We start from the raw sequence: 19,162 nt of genomic DNA, 5'->3' as shown, positions 1-19,162 counted from the left end.
ATTTGATAACATTGGTCGCTCCTTTTGCAGGAGCGACCTTTATAATTTTGCAGAAAAAAAAGAAATGGCCAAATTTTTCCTTCCTTTATTCTGTATGCTTCTTTCGTTTACGTCATTTGGTGGCGTAATAAAAGGTACCGTAGTAGAAGATAAAAATAGTGCTCCGTTGGTGGGTGTTATTGTGACTTACAAGAGTGTAGATACAGTTAACGGAACAAATGGTGGTGCGGTTACTGATATTGATGGTAAGTATGAAATTACAGGCGTTAAGAACGGTGAATATATTGTGAGCGTAAGCTATATCACCTTTACTACAGAGAAAAGAAACGTAAAGCTGGAAGGTAGCGATGTTACTTTAGATATAAGGATGAAGGCCGAGGTGCAGGAAATGAAATCGGTAGAAGTAAGGGCTAAAAGAACTACTAATACCGAAGCGGCTGTAATAAATGAAATAAAGACGAGTAATGCGGTAGTAAGCGGTACCAGCGCATCGCAGATATCTAAGACCCTTGACCGCAGTGCTGCGGATGTGGTAAAACGTATACCGGGTGTAGCCATACAAGATGACCGTTTTATAGTAGTGCGTGGGTTACCTGATCGTTACAATACTGTATGGTTGAACGACGCCGGTGCGCCAAGTAGTGAGTCTGATAAAAAATCATTTTCTTTTGATATAATACCGAGTGGATTGATAGACAGGATACTGATCTTCAAAACTCCTTCTCCGGAATTGCCGGGCGACTTTGCCGGTGGTATGGTTAAGGTATACACAACATCACTTCCGGAAAAGAATCAGCTGAGTGTTAGTCTCTCATCATCTTCTCGCCAGAACACTACCGGTGAGCAGTTCACCGCTAATAAAGCTTCAAGTACAGATTGGCTGGGTTATGATGATGGTAGCCGTAATATACCTAAGGGCACACCTGCAAGATTAGAGAGAACAGATCCTAACATCAACTCTCTTTCAAAGGCATTTGGTAATGATTGGGCTATCAATTCTAAAGCAGCTAGTCCGGATGTTAGATTCTCAATGGCTTTGTCTAATGTATTTAAGCGCAAAACATTCAGCATCGGCAATACATTCGGCTTGTCTTACTCTAACACAAAGACCAATTTCAATATCAGCCGCCAGGACTGGGATACAACCAATTCTAAAAGCTATAACTACATGGACAGGCAGTTCACCAACAATGCCAGTGTAGGTATAGTGGAGAACGTTGGTTTCTCAATGGGTAACACTAAAATTGAGTTTAAGAATTTGTATAGCCAGGTAGGCAAGTCTTTTGTAACTATCAGAAACAGTGTACGTGATACTGAGTATGCTGCTAATGCAGATGAGCAGTCTTACGCTATGGGTTATGACAGCAAAGCTACCTACGCAGGTCAGCTTACAGGTACACACAAGAACAAGACCGATAGCAGAAAATATACATGGACAATTGGGTATACTGATGTATTCAGGAATATGCCTGATCTGAGAAGGATAAAGTACACAAAGACAGGCGGCGATACTGTATATAAGGCCCCGATAGCTAACCAGGTAGATCCTATAAATGGTGGTGGTCGTTTGTATCAGACCCTTTATGAAAAAGGATATAGCTTCAGTCACCAGATCACTCAAAAGATAAAGATCAAGGAATATAGCTTTGACCTGAATGCCGGTAACTATCTTGAATTCAAGAGCAGAGCGTTCGATATGAGGCAGTTGGGTTATACCATACAGACAATTAGTAATGGTGCAAATGCGAGCAGACTTACTCACCTTGATATCAATACTATTTTTGCTGATTCAAATGTTGGTGTTACTAAGAAGTTCCTCATGGATGAAACAACTAACATCTTTGATAAGTACAATGCAAAGAATGAGTTGATCGCATCATTTATTTCTGCTAAGTTGCCTTTGGGTAAACATATTACTATAGTTGGTGGTGTACGTTATGAGCATAATGTACAATCTATTGATGGTTATATTAATCAGAATCCGGTTTCTCCTAAGATCACTACTGACTTCATGTTGCCATCTGTCAATGCTTCTTATAACTTTTCTGAAAAGAGCCTTGTAAGAGCTGCATATGGTAAAACATTGAACAGACCAGAATTTAGAGAATTTGCACCAATATTCTTCTATGACTTTGATGAGTTGGCAGGTAATAAGGGTTCATTGTTCCCGACTATCATCAGCCCCGATGGTACACAGCTCAAGGTAGCTGAAGTGAACAATATCGATCTTCGTTATGAGTTGTATCCATCTTCAGGAGAAATGATCCAGATCGGTGGTTTCTACAAAACTATCAAGAACTCTATTCAGCGTGTATTGATACCAGGTCAGACGGGTGATAATAAAGCATTCACTTACCTTAATGCGGAAAATGCCTACACTGCAGGTGTTGAACTGGATCTACGTAAGAACCTTGTTTTCCTTGATAACAAGTTGGGTACTAAGTTCCTTAAAGACTTTAGTGTTGTAGGTAATCTTGCATTGTCAAAGAGCCAGTTAACCTTTGATACATCTAAAGCAAGATCACAGATACAAAATGCAACATTGCAGGGCCAGTCACCATATATCGTTAACCTTGGTATGTTCTATCAGAACACTACCAGCGGTTTCCAGGGCTCATTGTTATATAATGTATCAGGTGCAAGATTATATGCTGTAGGTACTACTGAGAAAGCAGGTGAGAGCATTGGTGAGTTGCCTTTCCAGTCTTTAGACCTTACCGTATCTAAGATATTCAAAAATCATTATATGGTCAACTTTGGTATACAGAACCTGTTAGATTCAAAAGTACATTTTGTGAAGGATAGTGATCGCGACGGCAAGTTCAATAGCAACACTATTGATCGTGATTACAAAATGTACAAACCGGGCAGATATTTCACTATTGGCCTAAAGGTTAAGTTCTAGAAATAATATTGTGTTTAGTAAAGTGCGGCCTGCTGAGTTGATCAGCAGGCCGCCTTTTTCTGTTTATAAAACTGATCTGATAATTTTCAGATGTTTTTCGGAATTCGCCTTTCACCCTAATTCTGCACTTCGTTATTAGCCAGTGTTTTGTGAGTACCATGTGTACAACTATTAACGGCTGGTTATTACTTCATACTAACGTAACAGGTCGTTCATTTTGCCGTAACATTGGCGAGATACTTTTGCATTCAAACATAAAAATGTTATGAAAAAGTTTCTACTAGCATCTTCTTTGCTTTTAAGCTGTATCGGTACTTCAATGGCCTATACAACCAATGTTATCCAGGACAGTATTGCAACCGATACGCACTGGACGTGTGATCAGCAGTATTTATTGAAAGGTTACGTTTACGTAACTGCGGGCCATACACTGACGATCGATTCAGGTGTTATCATCAAGGGTGACAAGATCACTAAGGGTGCGCTGATCATTGAGCGTGGTGCTAAGATCATGGCTATGGGTACGCTTATGCATCCAATCGTATTTACATCTAATCAGGCTCCGGGAAATCGCTCTTATGGTGATTGGGGTGGTGTAATCGTTTGCGGACAGGCTCCTGTAAACTGGACTGCTGGTCAGGCTCAGGTAGAAGGCGGCCCACGTTCTTTCTATGGTGGTGTAAACCCTAATGACAATAGCGGCGTAATGACTTATTGCCGTATTGAATTTGGTGGTATTGCATTCTCTCCTAACAATGAAGTAAATGGTCTTACGTTCTGCGGTGTAGGTAATGCTACAGTTGTTAACCACATACAGGTTTCTTACAGCGGAGATGATAGCTACGAATTTTTTGGTGGCACCGTGAACACAAAAAACATGGTTGCTTTTGGCACATGGGATGATGACTATGATACTGATAACGGTTATGCTGGTATGAATCAGTTCATCGTTGCAGTAAGAGATGCAGGTGCAGCTGACCAGAGCGGTTCTAAGGCTTTTGAAAGTGATAGTTATTTGTCAGGTACTGTAAGTGGTCTTGCAGGTGATACAACTAAGGTTAACAGAAGCATTTTCTGTAATGCAACTTTGGTAGGTCCGTTGAATAGCCCTGCTTTCACAGGTGCAGATCCTAACTACGTTGCAGGTGTTCATTTGCGTCGCGGTAGTGCAATGAGTGTTTTGAACAGCCTTATCCTGGGATGGCCTTGCGCAGTGTTGGTCGATGAGTCATCATCATCATATGGTTCTACAGTTGCTAATATTGGTAATGGCATCCTTCAGTTCCGTAACAACATCATAGCAGGTACTGCTAATACTTCTTTCAATAAGGATGTAGTTTTTGTAAAGGATGGTGCACGTAGCCTTACTCCTACAACTGCAAATTCTGATACTACAGCTACAGGTACCGATTGGTCAGTATTGGCAGGTGGCGTAAACCTGGGTCCTATTACATGGTTCAAAAACCCTGCATACAAGAATAAGTCTTATTCAACTGTATCTGGTGGTGTTCAGTTAGGTAATCCTTTCAACCTTGCTAACCCGGTTTTGGTTCCAAACAGTACCTCTCCTATAGTTTACAGCTCTGTACACTATCCAAGTTGGGCAACTGGTGTTAACGATGTATTCGATCCGACAATGCCATTGAACTATGATACAACAAGCCCTGCTACTTACAACGTTCCTGGCTTTGCTCCTGACTTTGTAAATTCTAAAGCCAGCAATCCTTTCTTTACCAACGTTAACTATGTAGGTGCATTTGCTCGTACAGGTATCAATGACAACTGGATGAACGGATGGTGCAATTTCGATCCTTTGAATACTGATTATGATGTTACTTGCTACACAGTTGATCCAACTGTAGGTGTAAATGACGTTTATTCTAACATGGGTTCTATCAAGGTTTATCCTAACCCTGCTCAGTCTCAGGCTACAGTTTCTTTAGATATCAAGGCATCTTCTTCTGTGAAGATCGTTATCCTTGACAGAACAGGTGCTGTTGTTAAAGAAGTATTTAACGGTACATCTGCTACTGGTACACAGTCTTATCAGTTCTCTACTACAGACATGGCTAACGGTATGTATGTAATATCAGCTCTGGTTAATGGCAAACAGTCTATTACTAAGTTGAGTGTAATGAACTAATCAATATGTTTTCTTTTACAAACCGGTTTGAGTAGTTTACTCAAACCGGTTTTTTGATTAAATAAAAATGAAAAGATCGCTGCTTTTGTTGGTTTTGTTTTACTTTTTAAGCGCGTGCACGCACAAGGCATATGTTGCACCTGTAGTGGTAGCACCAGTCGGTTGCGACACAACGGTTGTAACCTACCATGCTGATATTAAGCCTATGCTGGCAGCCAACTGTTATTCATGCCACGCTACAGCAGTAACACAGGGTGGGGGATTGGATCTCGAGGATTTTACCTCGCTTAAGGCCTATCTTCAAAATGGATTCAGGGGAGACGGAGTATATGGCTCCAAACTATATCATTGTATGTTGCACAGTAGCCTCGCATTGCCAATGCCGCCTACCTATGTAGTAGATAGCTGTAGCCTGAACAAGGTGAAAAGATGGATGGATCAGGGAGGAGTTAATAACTGATAGTTATTAGCTCCTTTTTTTATTCTGTTATCCTAACATTTGTACGTAAATATTCGTCATTAATGATATTCACCATCATTTAAAACGGATTTTATGAAAAAAATATTTTACTTGCCTATTGTGGCGTTGTTTGCTTTGTTTACTAACAAAGTGCATGCGCAGTACACTATTACATATAGCAACGTGAGCACGTTTGCCGACTCCAATTGTATTGATCCGGTATTTAGCCTCAATACCAGCGGGTTTTCTTCAGGCCTGGCAGTACATACCTATTACGGAGATGGTACAGATAATGTTAATCCGGTAATGAGTGCATTCGTAGGGGGATACGCCTCTTACACGCATACTTATACTTCAGCTGGTACATATACTGTTAAACAGGTGTTGGAGTTGGGTGGTGCTTCTATTGATTCATTGGTGTCTTTTTATGACTCCAAATACTGCCAGACATTTAACTTCAGCTCATTTTATGATGCTAATGGTAATTGCGTTTTTGATAGCGCATCTGAAAATTTTATCATTACACCTATTTCAATTGCTGTTGATTCAAATGGTATCAGGATCGATACATTCGTTACCACCAGCGGCTTGCATTACCAGGCTACCGGTAATCCTGGTGATATTTATGCCTTTTCAGTTATCAGTTCCGGTACCGGCCTTGTGCTTACATGCCCTGCAGGAGGAGTGATCTATGATACTATTTCAATGATAGTCAATGATTATATCTCCAAAGAATTTGGTTTCGATTGCTCAGGCGCGTCAGGTTATGATGCCGGCGAATTAGTTACAACCAGGGCGGGCCGTCATTCATTTGTGGCAGAGATACTGGCTACAAATCAGTATTGCACTCCTGCCGGGGTGACCGTAACTATGAATATGAGCCCCAAGTACGATTTTGTAAATGCTACTCCAGCCCCTACTACCATCTCAGGGCACACACTTACATGGACATTCCCTTCTCTGACCGCTATCACACCTCAGTTTATATATGTGCATGGTGAGGTGCCTGGGGCATGGTTGATAGCCGGTGATACGGTGCACTCTTCCTATTACATTACACCTACGGCAGGTGATGGTGATCTGAGCGATAACACTGTAATTCTTGTAGACACGGTAAGAAGCTCTTTCGACCCTAATGACAAGGCAGTAATGCCCAATACTAATATTCCTGATAACGTGAGTACCAGGCTAACCTACACGCTTAGATTTGAAAACACGGGTAACGATACAGCATTCAATATCCACATTATGGATACCTTATCTGATAAACTGAATGTAAAATCTCTTGCTATTTTAGGTAGCTCGGCAGCCATGAATTTGAGTATTCAGCACGTTGGTGGTCTGAATATTGCCAAGTTTGATTTTCCGCATATTAATTTGCTGGATAGTACCCACCATGGTTTGTGCGACGGTTTTGTAACATTCAGCATTTATACACAGTCTTCACTGCCATATGGCACCCAGATCCTTAATCGTGGTGGTATTTATTTTGATTTTAATCCCGTTGTATTGACCAATACTGTTGTAACGACTGTTGGTATTCCTGATGGAATTGATGACATGAGAAATGTATCAGGTTCTAATCTTCAGCTATTCCCTAACCCTGCCGAAAACGAACTGACTGTAAAGATCAGCAAGGGTACTTTCAGCACTATCAGTGTGATTAACAGCGTTGGCCAGGTAGTAATGAAGCAGGATGTAAACGGAACAAGCACAAAGCTGAACGTAAAAGCACTTCCTGCCGGCAGCTACTATATTTCTGTAAAAGGAAATAGTGGGGTAAAGGTAGAGCGCTTCCAGAAGATGTAATGAATGTTTATTTTTTACCGTTGAGAGGTCGTTCGTATGAGCGACCTCTTTTTATTTTTATGAAATTACTAACATTTACGGCATTACACTCGTCTGCATATATGATTCAACAACTTATAAATCATTGAGTATGAAAAAAATATTTTACTTATTTGTTTTTATTATACTGTTTATTGGCAAGGCTAGCGCACAATACGTCATAACAGTGCATAGTATAAGTTATTACCCATATACGTCCTGTTCCTTTGCAGTTTTCAAAATTAACACCAATAGCTACGCATCAGGCCTTTCTCTGCAGACCTACTATGGAGATGGCACAAGTGATATAACACCCATTGCTGATAGTGGAGTAGTAGGTGGTGGTGCTGAATACTATCACACCTATCCATTTTCAGGTACATACAGTGTTAAACGTGTGCTTTTTTATGGATCTACAGCCGTCGATTCTGTAATTGAAACTAATATTGTCGACAATTGTCAGACACTTTCACTCGGCACGTTTTTTGACAACAATGGCAATGGTATTTACGACGCTGCTACCGAATATAGTAACTACTATGGTTGTTGGGTTTCGGTTGATTCTAATGGAATTACAGTGGATACATTTTATGTAAACTATAACTGGGCTTATGCAGTGTCGGGTTCTGCCGGGGACATTTATACTTTTCGCGCTTTTAATTATGGATCATCTCCGTTGTCAACCATCCCGGCAACTGCCGTTATATATGATACTTTGACGTTTGTAGTTGGCGCTCACAGGACAAAATATTTTGGCTTTGATTGCCTCTCTCTCGGATACGGTAACGATCTTTCAGAATATGTGTCTACCAGATCATCCAGGAATAGGTTTGATGCGTCAGTGTCAATTGCACGGGCAGTGTGCAACTACTCAGCTGACACACTGACAATGAATTTGAGCCCGAAATACAATTATTCAACTACGTACCCAGCACCTACCCTGATAAGTGGCAATACGTATAAGTGGGTTTTTTCCCCTCCATCATCTGTCGAGTTCGTGTATGTTACTGGTGTAGTACCCGGCGTCGATCTTATGGCGGGGGATACTGTCCATTCATCTTATTGTCTAAACACTCCGGCAGGAGACCCTGATCTTACCAACAATAGTGTTAACGAGGTGGACACAGTGCGCTCCTCATATGATCCCAATGAAAAAACTGTCTCCCCGTCAGGTATCCTTGCGCCTGGTAGCGGTACAGCACTTACCTATACGCTCAAATTTGAAAATACAGGTACCGACACAGCATTTAATATCCATATTCTTGACACACTGTCTGACGATCTGGATGTGCATTCATTGAAAGTTCTTACAGCGACTCATCCCGTAACAACTTGTGTGTTGAATAATGGATTGCACAATGTGCTGAAGTTCGGCTTCCCACATATAAATCTGCTTGATAGCAGCTATCACGGTCAATGCGATGGTATGGTTAGGTTTACAATAAAAACTAAAGACGACCTGCTTGTGGGTACACAAATTGACAACCGCGCGGGCATCTATTTTGATTATAACCCTGTCGTTATGACCAACACCGTTACCAACATAGTCGGCTGGCCCGCAGGCATTGAAGACTTGAGCAACATAACTGTTAGCAATATTCAGCTCTTCCCTAACCCCGCCGAAAATGAACTGACCGTAAAAATCGGCAAGGGTACTTTCACTACTATCAGTGTGGTCAACAGCATGGGTCAGGTAGTAATGAAGCAGGAGATAAATGGCAACAGCACAAAACTGAATGTAAAAGCACTCCCTGCCGGCAGCTACTATATTTTTGTAAAAGGTAATAGCGGAGTGAAAGTAGAGCGCTTCCAGAAGATGTAATTATATTTAAATTGTATAGTGCAAAAGTCGCTTCATTCGGGCGATTTTTGTATGAATAGACACAAACTATATAGTACTAACATTTTTTAACTTAGAAATTTAGCAAGTAAATATTACATTCGCATTCTAATTTTTCCAAATGGTACAATCAGATTTTATACACGTGCCGTACGGCAGAACCGTACATGGCGAAGATGAAGTAGAAGCGGTGGTGAAAGTATTGCGTACATCTACCCAGATGGGTAAGAATGTGCGTGAAATGGAAGAACGCGTTTCTGCACTATATGACAAGAAATATGGTATCATGGTAAACAGCGGTTCTTCTGCTCTTTATCTTGCTGCAGACCTTATGAATTATGAAGCCGGCGCTGAGATCATCACTCCTGCACTTACATTTTCTACTACTGTAGCGCCTTTGGTTAAAAAAGGCTGGGTTCCTGCTTTTATTGATGTGGAAGAAGGTACATACAATCTAGACGCTAATAAGGTGGAAGAAATGATCACGCCTAATACTAAGGCGATGGTGATACCTAACCTTATGGGTAACCTTCCTGATTGGCAGGCTTTACGCGCCATCGCTGATAAACACAACCTGTTTGTATTAGAAGATTCTGCTGATACATTGGGTGCTGAAATAGGTGGTGCGTCATCAGGTCGTTTTACCGATATGAGCACAACCAGCTTCTATGGTTCACATATCATCAATTGCGGTGGTAATGGCGGTATGTTGTGTGTTAATACTCCTGAGTTTTACGATCGCGGTCGTTTGTTGCGTAGTTGGGGCCGTAGCTCTTCTTTGTTCGTAGAATCAGAGAAGATCGAAAACCGCTTCAATGTAGAAGTAGATGGTATTCCTTACGATGCTAAGTTCGTATTTGAAGAGCCGGGTTACAACATTGAACCATCTGAAATGGGTGCTGCATTTGGTGTAGTTCAGTTGAACAAGCTAAAACAGAACATAGATACACGTACAGAAAATTACCTGCGCATGCGCAAGTTTTTTGAACAGTATGAAGAGTTCTTTATCCTGCCAAAGCAATTGCCTGATTCAAGAACAGGTTGGTTAGCTTATGCGTCTACTATCCGCGAAACTGCTCCATTTATCCGTCGCGATATGCAGATTTTCCTGGAGAAGAGAAATATTCAGACACGTACTGTATTTACCGGTAATATCCTTCGCCAGCCGGGCTTCAAGCATGTAAACTGCAAGAAGGCTAGTGGCGGTTACCCTGAGTCTGATAAGGTAATGCGTGGCGGTATGCTGTTAGCTTGCCATCATGGTCTTAGCGAAGAGCAGATTGCACATGTAATGGAGAGCGTTACAGTGTTTATGAAGAGCTTCTAATTAGTAGTAAAATATATTGTAGGCATGCATTTGTACAATGCATGCCTATTTTTATTGCAGCTGATCATATCTTTCTGTTGAATAAAAATTGATTGATGTAACTTGCGCCCTAACAGGCGGGCATTTTCAATGCCTGCTTTTGAAATTGTTGCTACCGGAATATGGATCTGATATCTATTGTATTTTTATTGGGCTTTTTTGTATATCGTAACTGCGCACGGGCAAAAGAAAAGGGCGTTAGTGTGGTGTTGTGGGGATTTTTGACCGTTTTGTTCATGTTCGTTGGCTTTTTTGTTGGCTATATAATCACATTTCTGGCCATTTTCAGGGGAGTGCTGGATATGCATAGACTGGAGACTGATAAAGTAAAGTACAGCGAGGAATTGGCATTAGAATTTCAGCATGCAGTAATAAACAATCCTGTGCACAGCCTGGCTATTATGGGATGTGCCCTGGGGGGGTATTTATTTGCGCGTTACCTGCTCAGCACCAAGAAAACACCCGAAAAGCAGGGAGAGATTTAATATTTATGAACAAGAAAAGGACAGGCCATGCATCGTGCATGGCCTGTCCTTTTATAACTGTCTGTGAAGTTTTATTTCAATCCAAACAATAGTCCTGCACTGAAGCTTAAGTTCTGATTGGTATTATAGTTATCAGCCGGATCGTCAACTACATCCAATAATCCCTGGTTGTACACGAGATCAAGATTCAGCCATATTGCCTTTGCCAGTTTAATGTTCACTCCTGTGCCTACATTTACTCCAAGATCAAAAGTTCTGAAAGTACCAGTATTATTATAGGCCATTACCTCTGTGTTTCTACCGTTCATATCGTCTGTTTCGCTCAACTTCAGTCCAAGAGTTGGTCCCGCATATAATTTCGGTCTTATAGTATTTCTATAATCGCCAAAGAAATAGTAGGCACGTAGTGGCATACGCAGATAGAGAGGAATAGCCTTTACTTCTGTTCCATTATATTTCACATCATATCCTTCAGACGACACCATCAGCTGGCCTCCCCAGCCCCAATGCTCATTACGGGCATAGATCAACCCTATTCCTAGGTTGCCCGACATTACTGTCATGTTATTACCTACCATATTGCCCACCCAGTTAAGGCCTACACCCGCTACCGGGCCTATTGAAACATACTGGCCGTTGGGTGTCTTTTTTGCCTCAGTTTGGGCATGTGTTGGTATTGCGTATAAAGCTGTCAGAGTTGCTGCTATCAGTGCTATCTTTTTCATAAAAAACATTTTGGTATGCCATTACTGCTTAAAAGACTGTGCCACGCTAATGCTGGAACGCGGGTTTTATTTATGGTTCAGTTTTTGCAGCTATACTTCAAAATGAGGTATTATGGATTCGTTCGAAACAGTTATCAATTCAGATAAGCCGGTGCTGGTAGATTTTTTTGCTACCTGGTGTGGTCCGTGTAAGATGATGGCCCCTATTCTTAAAGACGTGAAAGATAAAATGGGAGATGATGTGAAAGTCCTTAAAATTGATGTAGATAAAAACCAACGATTAGCGGCTCAGTTCAATGTTCAGGGAGTACCTACTCTTATTGTTTTTAAGCACGGGCAGGTTAAGTGGCGTCAGTCTGGGGTAGTGCAGGCAAAACAACTGCAGCAGATTTTAAAGGAGCATGTTGCCTGATCCCTGAGTTTTTGCTTACTAGCCAGCTACGTGTCGTATTGCGACACTGATTATATTTATTTTACCAAGCCTTTTATCCCCAATAAAAGGCTTTCTTTATTTTAAAAAACTCCCTACATTTGGGCAGTTCTAAACAGAACATTATATCAACTGATAATATAAACACACATAATAATGGCTAAAATTAAAGTAGCGAATCCGGTGGTAGAACTGGATGGAGATGAGATGACCCGGATAATCTGGAAGTACATTAAGGAGAAGCTGATTCTCCCTTATCTGGACCTCGATATCAAATATTACGATCTGGGTATGGAGTACAGAGATGAGACCAACGACCAGGTAACTATCGACTCAGCTAATGCTATAAAGAAATATGGTGTTGGTATAAAGTGTGCTACAATTACTCCTGATGAAGAGCGTGTAAAAGAATTTGGCCTGAAGCAGATGTGGAAGAGCCCTAACGGCACTATCCGTAACATCCTTGATGGTACTGTTTTCCGCGAGCCTATCGTTATGTCAAACATTCCTCGATTGGTTCCTAACTGGACCGCACCTATCTGTATAGGTCGTCATGCATTTGGTGACCAGTACCGTGCTACAGATTTCGTAGTAAAAGGAAAGGGTAAGCTTACTATCAAATTTGAAGGTGAAGATGGTCAGACCATTGAGCACGAAGTATACAATTTCAAGGGAGACGGCGTAGCATTGGCTATGTACAATACAGATGAGTCTATTATTGGTTTTGCCCGCTCTTGCTTCAACCTTGCTTTGTCTAAGGGTTGGCCTTTGTACCTTTCTACAAAGAATACTATCCTGAAAAAGTATGATGGTCGTTTCAAAGATATCTTTGAAGACATCTATCAGAAAGAATTCAAGGCGGAATTCGAAAAAGCTAACATTACTTACGAACACAGGTTGATCGATGACATGGTAGCGAGCGCTCTTAAGTGGCATGGTAACTTTGTATGGGCTTGTAAGAACTATGATGGTGATGTACAAAGCGATACTGTTGCACAAGGTTTCGGTTCTCTTGGACTAATGACTTCAGTATTGATCACTCCTGACGGCAAGACCATGGAAGCTGAAGCGGCGCATGGTACCGTTACGCGTCACTATCGTGAGCACCAGAAGGGTAATCCAACATCTACAAATCCTATTGCATCTATTTTTGCATGGACTCGTGGTCTGGCTTTCCGTGGTAAGCTGGATGATAATCAGGATCTCATACATTTTGCCAACACACTGGAGCAGGTTTGTATTGATACCGTAGAAAGCGGTAAGATGACAAAGGATCTTGCGGTTTGCATTCATGGTAATAAAGTGAGCCATGGTAAAGACTACTTGTATACAGAGGAATTCCTTGATGCAATTAACGAAAACCTAAAAGCTAAATTGGGATAATATTTTTAAGTGGATGGTCGTGAAGATCATCCACTTTTTTTGCCTTGTCATGTTTTAATAATTCATAATGTTTGTCCTGCAAGTTCAAGCTCATCGCACTTTGGTTTGCTGAATTTTGAATTTTGTCTATTAAATAAGTATATTGCCTGATAATTGCGTTTCAATGAAAAAAATACTGCTGCTCTGCTGTTTATTTAGTGCTTTTCTGGCTTGTAAAAAGGCAGATAACACGCGTACTGTTTCAGGTTACGGACAGGCTATAGATAGTATGAACCTGTCTTATAATAAAACTTACTTATTCTTTTTTGAGCGTACTGTAGGCGGTGTTACCACTGTTGATTCAGATAGGGTTTTGTTCCGCTCAAATGGTACAGTGTCTGAGGTTAAGAACCGTTATGACTTTCTTTCACACACTTACCCTGATACGATCACTTACGCTATCAATACCAGCTTTGACTATAACATTAACTGGGCGCAGATCCCTAATGCATTGGTCTTTTCTGCATACCCGATACACGATTCTGTAAGAGGTTACTTGTTACATGATTTTCTTAATAATGATGTAGTGATACTGTTCCGTACTACAAATGATAGAGCAGCCAATAATCAGATCAGGGTCATTCACGCTTTACCTGATTCCACATCTTATGTCTTTGGGTATGTAAAGAAGATATAATGTACTCTCATTAAGATGTTCATAAAAAAACATTTTTTCAATGTCATTTCATAAAACGGGTCGCTTATTGCGACCCATTTTTGTTTTGACTGGTAATTGCTGATGAATTATATTTGTAAGTAACAATTCAGGTCGGATAAATAATATATAAGATGAGGTGTAGCCAGATGAAGGGTTTGCTGTTAGTAATAGCACTCTTTTTTTATGTTAGTGTGGATGGGCAGATAATAAGGACATTAGCCGGAGACGGCGTAGGTGCATCAACCTCAGGCGATGGGGATTTGGGGCCATGTGTTTCAGCGCGATTTCTGGTACCTAATGGTATTGCCGTAGACTGGAAGGGAAATATTTATTTGTCCGACGCAGGAAAAAATGTGATCCGAAAGATACGCCCCGATGGGCTCATTACTACTTATGCAGGTACTGGGTCTGGTGGGTATAGTGGCGATGGTGGTCCTGCAATTAATGCAAAGTTACAATCGCCCGCAGGTTTAGTGTGCGATGGTATTGGGAATCTCTATATAGCTGATGCTGCAAACAAGATCGTTAGAAAAGTTGATACTTTTGGGTTTATCAGCACCATAGCAGGTGATCCACCTCCTGCACCTGCCACAGTTTCGTCGGTAGGTGGTCCTGCTACTACCATTCGTTTAGGTGCTGTTTCCGGTCTGGCATTCGATGCTGCGGGAAATCTTTATATAGCTAATGGTAATGATAGGGTATGGAAGCTGGATCCAACCGGAACTACGATCAGTCTTTTTGCCGGTGGTGGTGGCATAGGTTTTAGCGGTAATGGAGGCCAGGCTACTGCTGCATTTATGGAGGGCGTCTCTGATGTGTTTGTTGACGCTGCGGGTATTGTTTACATTTCTGAGCAAGCCAATAATATTGTACGTAAAGTAAGTACTACCGGCATTATCACTCCATTTGCGGGTCAGGGCCCTACTCTTGGTGGAAGTAGTGGTGATACAAATCCAGCTACAGCTGCTAAGTTAAATTCTCCGGGATGTATGAAAAAGGACGCTGCCGGTAATTTCTATATTTGTGATATCGGGAACAATAAGATACGTAAGGTAACTCCCGCAGGAATTATAAACAGTTATACCGGCATCAATAATACGGCCATGCTGGCCAACTATACCGGAGATGGTGCTGTTATTGGCTCTACCACCAGATTTTTTGGTGAAAATGGTATTTGTTTCGATTCTGCCGGACACATGTTTATTGCCGATCATGGCCCTGGTAACGTACCACTTACCGGCGGCGCAGGAAGAAGGATCAGGCAGATATTCAACGTTGATACGTTTCGTATTACTGTAAGCCCAAATGACACTATCTGTTCCTCTGATACAGTAAATTTTACCGCGGTAACTACAACAGGGTATTATTCATTTGAATATCGTTGGAAAGTTAATGGCGTAGCGGCAGGTACTAATTCCAGAACGTTCCATCCTGTGTCAATAAATAACAACGACAGGGTGTCGTGCACTATTATTGATACGGCAAATGGTGGTATGCTGTTAGCCAAGTCAGATACTATTACAATGACGGTTAACCCCGTGGTAGTGCCAACTATAAGTATCTTAACCGCGAGCGATACAGTTTGTATTGGAGCTACTGCTAATTATACTGCGTCTATCACCAATGGTGGCACCACGCCCGCCATTCAGTGGAAGGTGTCGGGGGCAACCGTTGCAACCGGTTCGTCTTATTCATATGTTCCGAGTAATGGAGATACTGTTACGGCTATTCTTACTTCAAATGCTGTATGCGCAATGCCCAATCCTGTAAGAGCATCCCGTATTATGAGGGTGGTGCCATTGCCGAATGCAGGCACGGTGTCGGGTCCTACATTTGTTTGTACAACTAATACAATTTCACTCACAATTTCAGGCAGTACGGGTGGATCCTGGAGCGTTTCCAATTCTTCGGCGACAGTATCCTCAGGTGGAGTGGTAACCGGGTTGTCAGCAGGTACTGATACAATTTCTTATACAGTGACAACTGCCACCTGTGGTAGTGCAACTACTACTCATATTGTTACTGTAGGCAATACTCCTTCGGCGGGTACAATTGTGGGAGCTACTTTTGTTTGCCCTTCAGCTACGATCAGTTTAACTGATGCAAGTGCAGGTGGTACATGGAGTGCTACTAACGGACGCGCAACAATAACTTCAATCGGCCTTGTTACAGGTGTTACCAGTGGGTTGGATACAATACGGTATACTGTTACCAACTCATGCGGAACAGCGGTCGCTTCTTCTGTAATTACGATAGGAGTAAGTCCATTACATGCAGCGGGCAGTATCACTGGTCCTTCAGCTGTTTGTCTTGGGTCATCTGTTACACTCTCAGATACCGCAACAACTGGTAACTGGATGAGTAGGAATACAGGCATAGCTACCATCAATGCTGCCGGAGTAATTACTACAGTAGCTCCCGGAGTAGATACTATCTATTATATATTTTCCAACAGTTGCGGAGCAGACACCGCAGCCCATATTATTACTGTCGATCCTGTTCTCTCTGCAGGTGCTATCACTGGACTAACTACAGTTTGTCCGGGGTATTCTATTAGTTTATCGAACACAGTCGCCGGTGGTACCTGGTCTGTTTCTAATGCACATGCGTCCATTACTTCAGCAGGAGTTGTGTCTGGAGTTACCACAGGTCAGGATACTGTTTACTATACAGTCAGCAATTCCTGCAATACTGCCATTGCCTCATCTGTTATTACTATTGGCGTAAGTTCATTGCATGATGCGGGTACAATTACAGGGCCAGGGTCAGTATGTGTAGGTTCAGCTATTACCCTTTCAGATACAGCTACAGGTGGCTATTGGTTGAGTGGAAATCCTGCCGTTGCTACAATAGATGCCGCAGGTATTGTTACACCAGTTTCAGGGGGTACAGACACAGTCTATTATATTGTAACAAGCGGTTGTAATCCCGATACAGCTTCGCATATCGTAGTTGTTATTCCTGTATTGTCAGCCGGAACAATTAGCGGCTTGTCTACTGTATGTTCGGGGCTGCCGGTAACACTTACTACATCTGGTTCATCGGGCGGCTTATGGAGCAGCAGCAATACTGCCATAGCTACGGTAGATGGTACAGGATATGTAAATACCTTGATGCCGGGAAGTATTGTACTCAGCTATGTGGTTGGTAATACTTGCGGATCAGATACCGCAACCCTTTCGCTTACCGTGGCGCCATTGCCATTTGCAGATACTATTACAGGAGCGTTATTGCTATGCGTAGGCGCGCCTGTTACTTTAACAGATACTGCATCCGGTGGCATTTGGAGTAGCTCTGCTCCTTTGATCGCTACCGTTAATACCTCTGGCATTGTTACCGGATTGTCTGCCGGTGGTGCTAACATTAGCTACACCGTCACTAATAGTTGCGGAACGGATATTGCCGTGCATCACGTTACAGTAAATCCTTTCCCGATATTGAATAGTTCTCTTACACCACCATCAGTGTGTAGCGGTACATTATTTAACTATACGCCATCTAGTACTACCGTCGGCGCATCTTTTAATTGGGTGCGTTCTGCAGTTCCCGGTATCTTAAATCCTACAGCGGGCAGCTCGGGTGATCCAAATGAAATTCTGATCAATACAACTGCACTCCCGGTTAACGTCATCTATGCATTTGCAGTTAGCGCCGGTGGCTGTTCTACTGTGCAGAATGTGACCGTTGTAGTGAAGCCTATTCCTACTTTGTCAAGCAGCGATACTGTGGTTACCTGCGCCGGCAGAACTTTTGTCTATGTGCCTGCAAGCGCTACACCGGGTACTACATACACCTGGGTACGTCCGGCAGTTGCCGGTGTTTCACCTGCTTCAGGTTCAGGAATAGGTAACGTAGTAGAAACCTACACCACCTCTGGTACTTCGTCTGTAAATGCGGTTATCAACTATACCTTAACTGCTGCGGGATGCAGCGCGCCACAAAACGTATACCTGGTTATTCAGCCACAAGGCCCGCCACCACCGGTTATTACAACTAAGTCACCATCTTGGTTGTGTACTGGTACCATGTTCCAGAATTTCGGTACATCATCTGTTCCTGATACCACAGTTACTTACGACTGGTTTGCACAGGGCGCTACAGTATGGGCGCAAGGTGCAGGGCATCAGTATAGCCTTGTCAGCTTCCCTGCTCCCGGTACTGCAACTATTTACTTAGCTACTTCTAATGTCGGTTATAGCTGCAGAAGCCTTGATTCCTTCGTAGTGTTTGTAGACAATAATACTAATGAAACGATTTCAGTTGACTACTTTGGTGGTGTGTTTATTGCTCAGCCTGGTATGTCTACTTATCAGTGGGGATATGATGATGCAGTAACACTCGATTCTACAATACTGGTAGGAGAGACAGGCTCCAATTATATTAACGGAAGCCCCGACTTTGCCGGAAAATATTATTGGGTAATGACGGAACATTTGTTCTGCAAACAAAAGACCTACTATACAATTCCCACGGGTGTGATCAATGCCAGTATAGGTGGTGTAAGACAGGTAAGCATTTCGCCTAATCCTGCAAGCACAACGTTCACAGTGAATATTGTATCGGACTTTACTGAGCCGGGTACTATATCTATCACAAATATGATAGGTAGCAAGGTGATGGAAATGCCATGCAGTACAAACAATAAGACGAATATATTTCTTGAACAGCCGGCTGGCATTTATTTTGTAACTGTTACTACGCCGCATGGTGCACACACTGAAAAAGTAATGATAACAAGATAAACAGGTTTGTTAATACTGTTAATAGAATAAGGAAGAGCCATGATAAAATCATTGGCTCTTCTTACTTTTAGCTACTACATTCAATTTAAAATAATTACTACAACAGGAACGTGAGCGATAAGGTCATGGAGTCTCGAAGAGAGTAAGACTATTGGCAGT

12 protein-coding genes are annotated in these 19,162 nt (G+C 42.0%); 11 read left to right on the top strand and 1 reads right to left on the bottom strand.

The genetic code is table 11. From position 1 onward, the window contains the following. Positions 1-64 precede the first annotated feature (64 nt). The 7 genes from CJD36_RS19635 (at position 65) to CJD36_RS19605 (ending at position 11,026) form a co-directional block, all read left to right on the top strand. Positions 65-2,905 carry a TonB-dependent receptor gene (locus tag CJD36_RS19635; RefSeq protein ID WP_105040904.1) on the top strand — a complete coding sequence of 947 codons (2,841 nt, stop codon included), beginning with the start codon at positions 65-67 and terminating at the stop codon, positions 2,903-2,905. A 265-nt stretch (positions 2,906-3,170) separates the two neighbouring features. Continuing rightward, positions 3,171-5,048, top strand: coding sequence for a T9SS type A sorting domain-containing protein (locus tag CJD36_RS19630; RefSeq protein ID WP_105040903.1), 1,878 nt, complete (start codon positions 3,171-3,173; stop codon positions 5,046-5,048). A 67-nt stretch (positions 5,049-5,115) separates the two neighbouring features. Continuing rightward, entirely contained in the window at positions 5,116-5,508 is a 393-nt protein-coding gene (locus CJD36_RS19625) for a hypothetical protein (protein ID WP_105040902.1), read from the top strand. Between the two features lie 93 nt (positions 5,509-5,601). Next, a complete protein-coding gene (locus CJD36_RS19620) occupies positions 5,602-7,317 on the top strand; it encodes a DUF7619 domain-containing protein (protein ID WP_105040901.1) in 1,716 nt (571 codons plus the stop codon). Positions 7,318-7,447: 130 nt separating this feature from the next. After that, entirely contained in the window at positions 7,448-9,157 is a 1,710-nt protein-coding gene (locus CJD36_RS19615) for a DUF7619 domain-containing protein (protein ID WP_105040900.1), read from the top strand. Positions 9,158-9,296: 139 nt separating this feature from the next. Then, positions 9,297-10,502 (top strand): DegT/DnrJ/EryC1/StrS family aminotransferase, encoded by a 1,206-nt coding sequence (locus CJD36_RS19610; RefSeq protein ID WP_205685651.1) that lies wholly within the window; start codon positions 9,297-9,299, stop codon positions 10,500-10,502. A gap of 161 nt (positions 10,503-10,663) precedes the next feature. Beyond that, entirely contained in the window at positions 10,664-11,026 is a 363-nt protein-coding gene (locus CJD36_RS19605) for a hypothetical protein (protein ID WP_105040899.1), read from the top strand. 71 nt (positions 11,027-11,097) lie between these two features. Here the strand turns inward: CJD36_RS19605 and CJD36_RS19600 are convergent, their stop codons facing one another. Beyond that, positions 11,098-11,751, bottom strand: coding sequence for a porin family protein (locus tag CJD36_RS19600; protein ID WP_161499391.1), 654 nt, complete (start codon positions 11,749-11,751; stop codon positions 11,098-11,100). Between the two features lie 112 nt (positions 11,752-11,863). On the opposite strand from CJD36_RS19600, the gene trxA reads away from it, so the two are divergent. The 4 genes from trxA (at position 11,864) to CJD36_RS19580 (ending at position 19,003) form a co-directional block, all read left to right on the top strand. Beyond that, positions 11,864-12,163 carry a thioredoxin gene (gene trxA / locus CJD36_RS19595; protein ID WP_105040897.1) on the top strand — a complete coding sequence of 100 codons (300 nt, stop codon included), beginning with the start codon at positions 11,864-11,866 and terminating at the stop codon, positions 12,161-12,163. Between the two features lie 174 nt (positions 12,164-12,337). Continuing rightward, on the top strand, positions 12,338-13,564 hold the full coding sequence (locus CJD36_RS19590; RefSeq protein ID WP_105040896.1) for an NADP-dependent isocitrate dehydrogenase: 1,227 nt from the start codon (positions 12,338-12,340) through the stop codon (positions 13,562-13,564). Between the two features lie 163 nt (positions 13,565-13,727). Beyond that, positions 13,728-14,240 carry a hypothetical protein gene (locus CJD36_RS19585; RefSeq protein WP_105040895.1) on the top strand — a complete coding sequence of 171 codons (513 nt, stop codon included), beginning with the start codon at positions 13,728-13,730 and terminating at the stop codon, positions 14,238-14,240. A gap of 152 nt (positions 14,241-14,392) precedes the next feature. Beyond that, positions 14,393-19,003, top strand: a complete 4,611-nt coding sequence (locus CJD36_RS19580; protein ID WP_105040894.1) for a T9SS type A sorting domain-containing protein — start codon at positions 14,393-14,395, stop codon at positions 19,001-19,003. Positions 19,004-19,162 lie beyond the last annotated feature (159 nt).

The organism is Flavipsychrobacter stenotrophus (assembly GCF_002954265.1).
Taxonomy (GTDB): domain Bacteria; phylum Bacteroidota; class Bacteroidia; order Chitinophagales; family Chitinophagaceae; genus Flavipsychrobacter; species Flavipsychrobacter stenotrophus.
The sequence above is the reverse complement of the archived record's forward strand: the minus strand, read 5'-3'. Positions and strand labels throughout refer to the sequence as shown.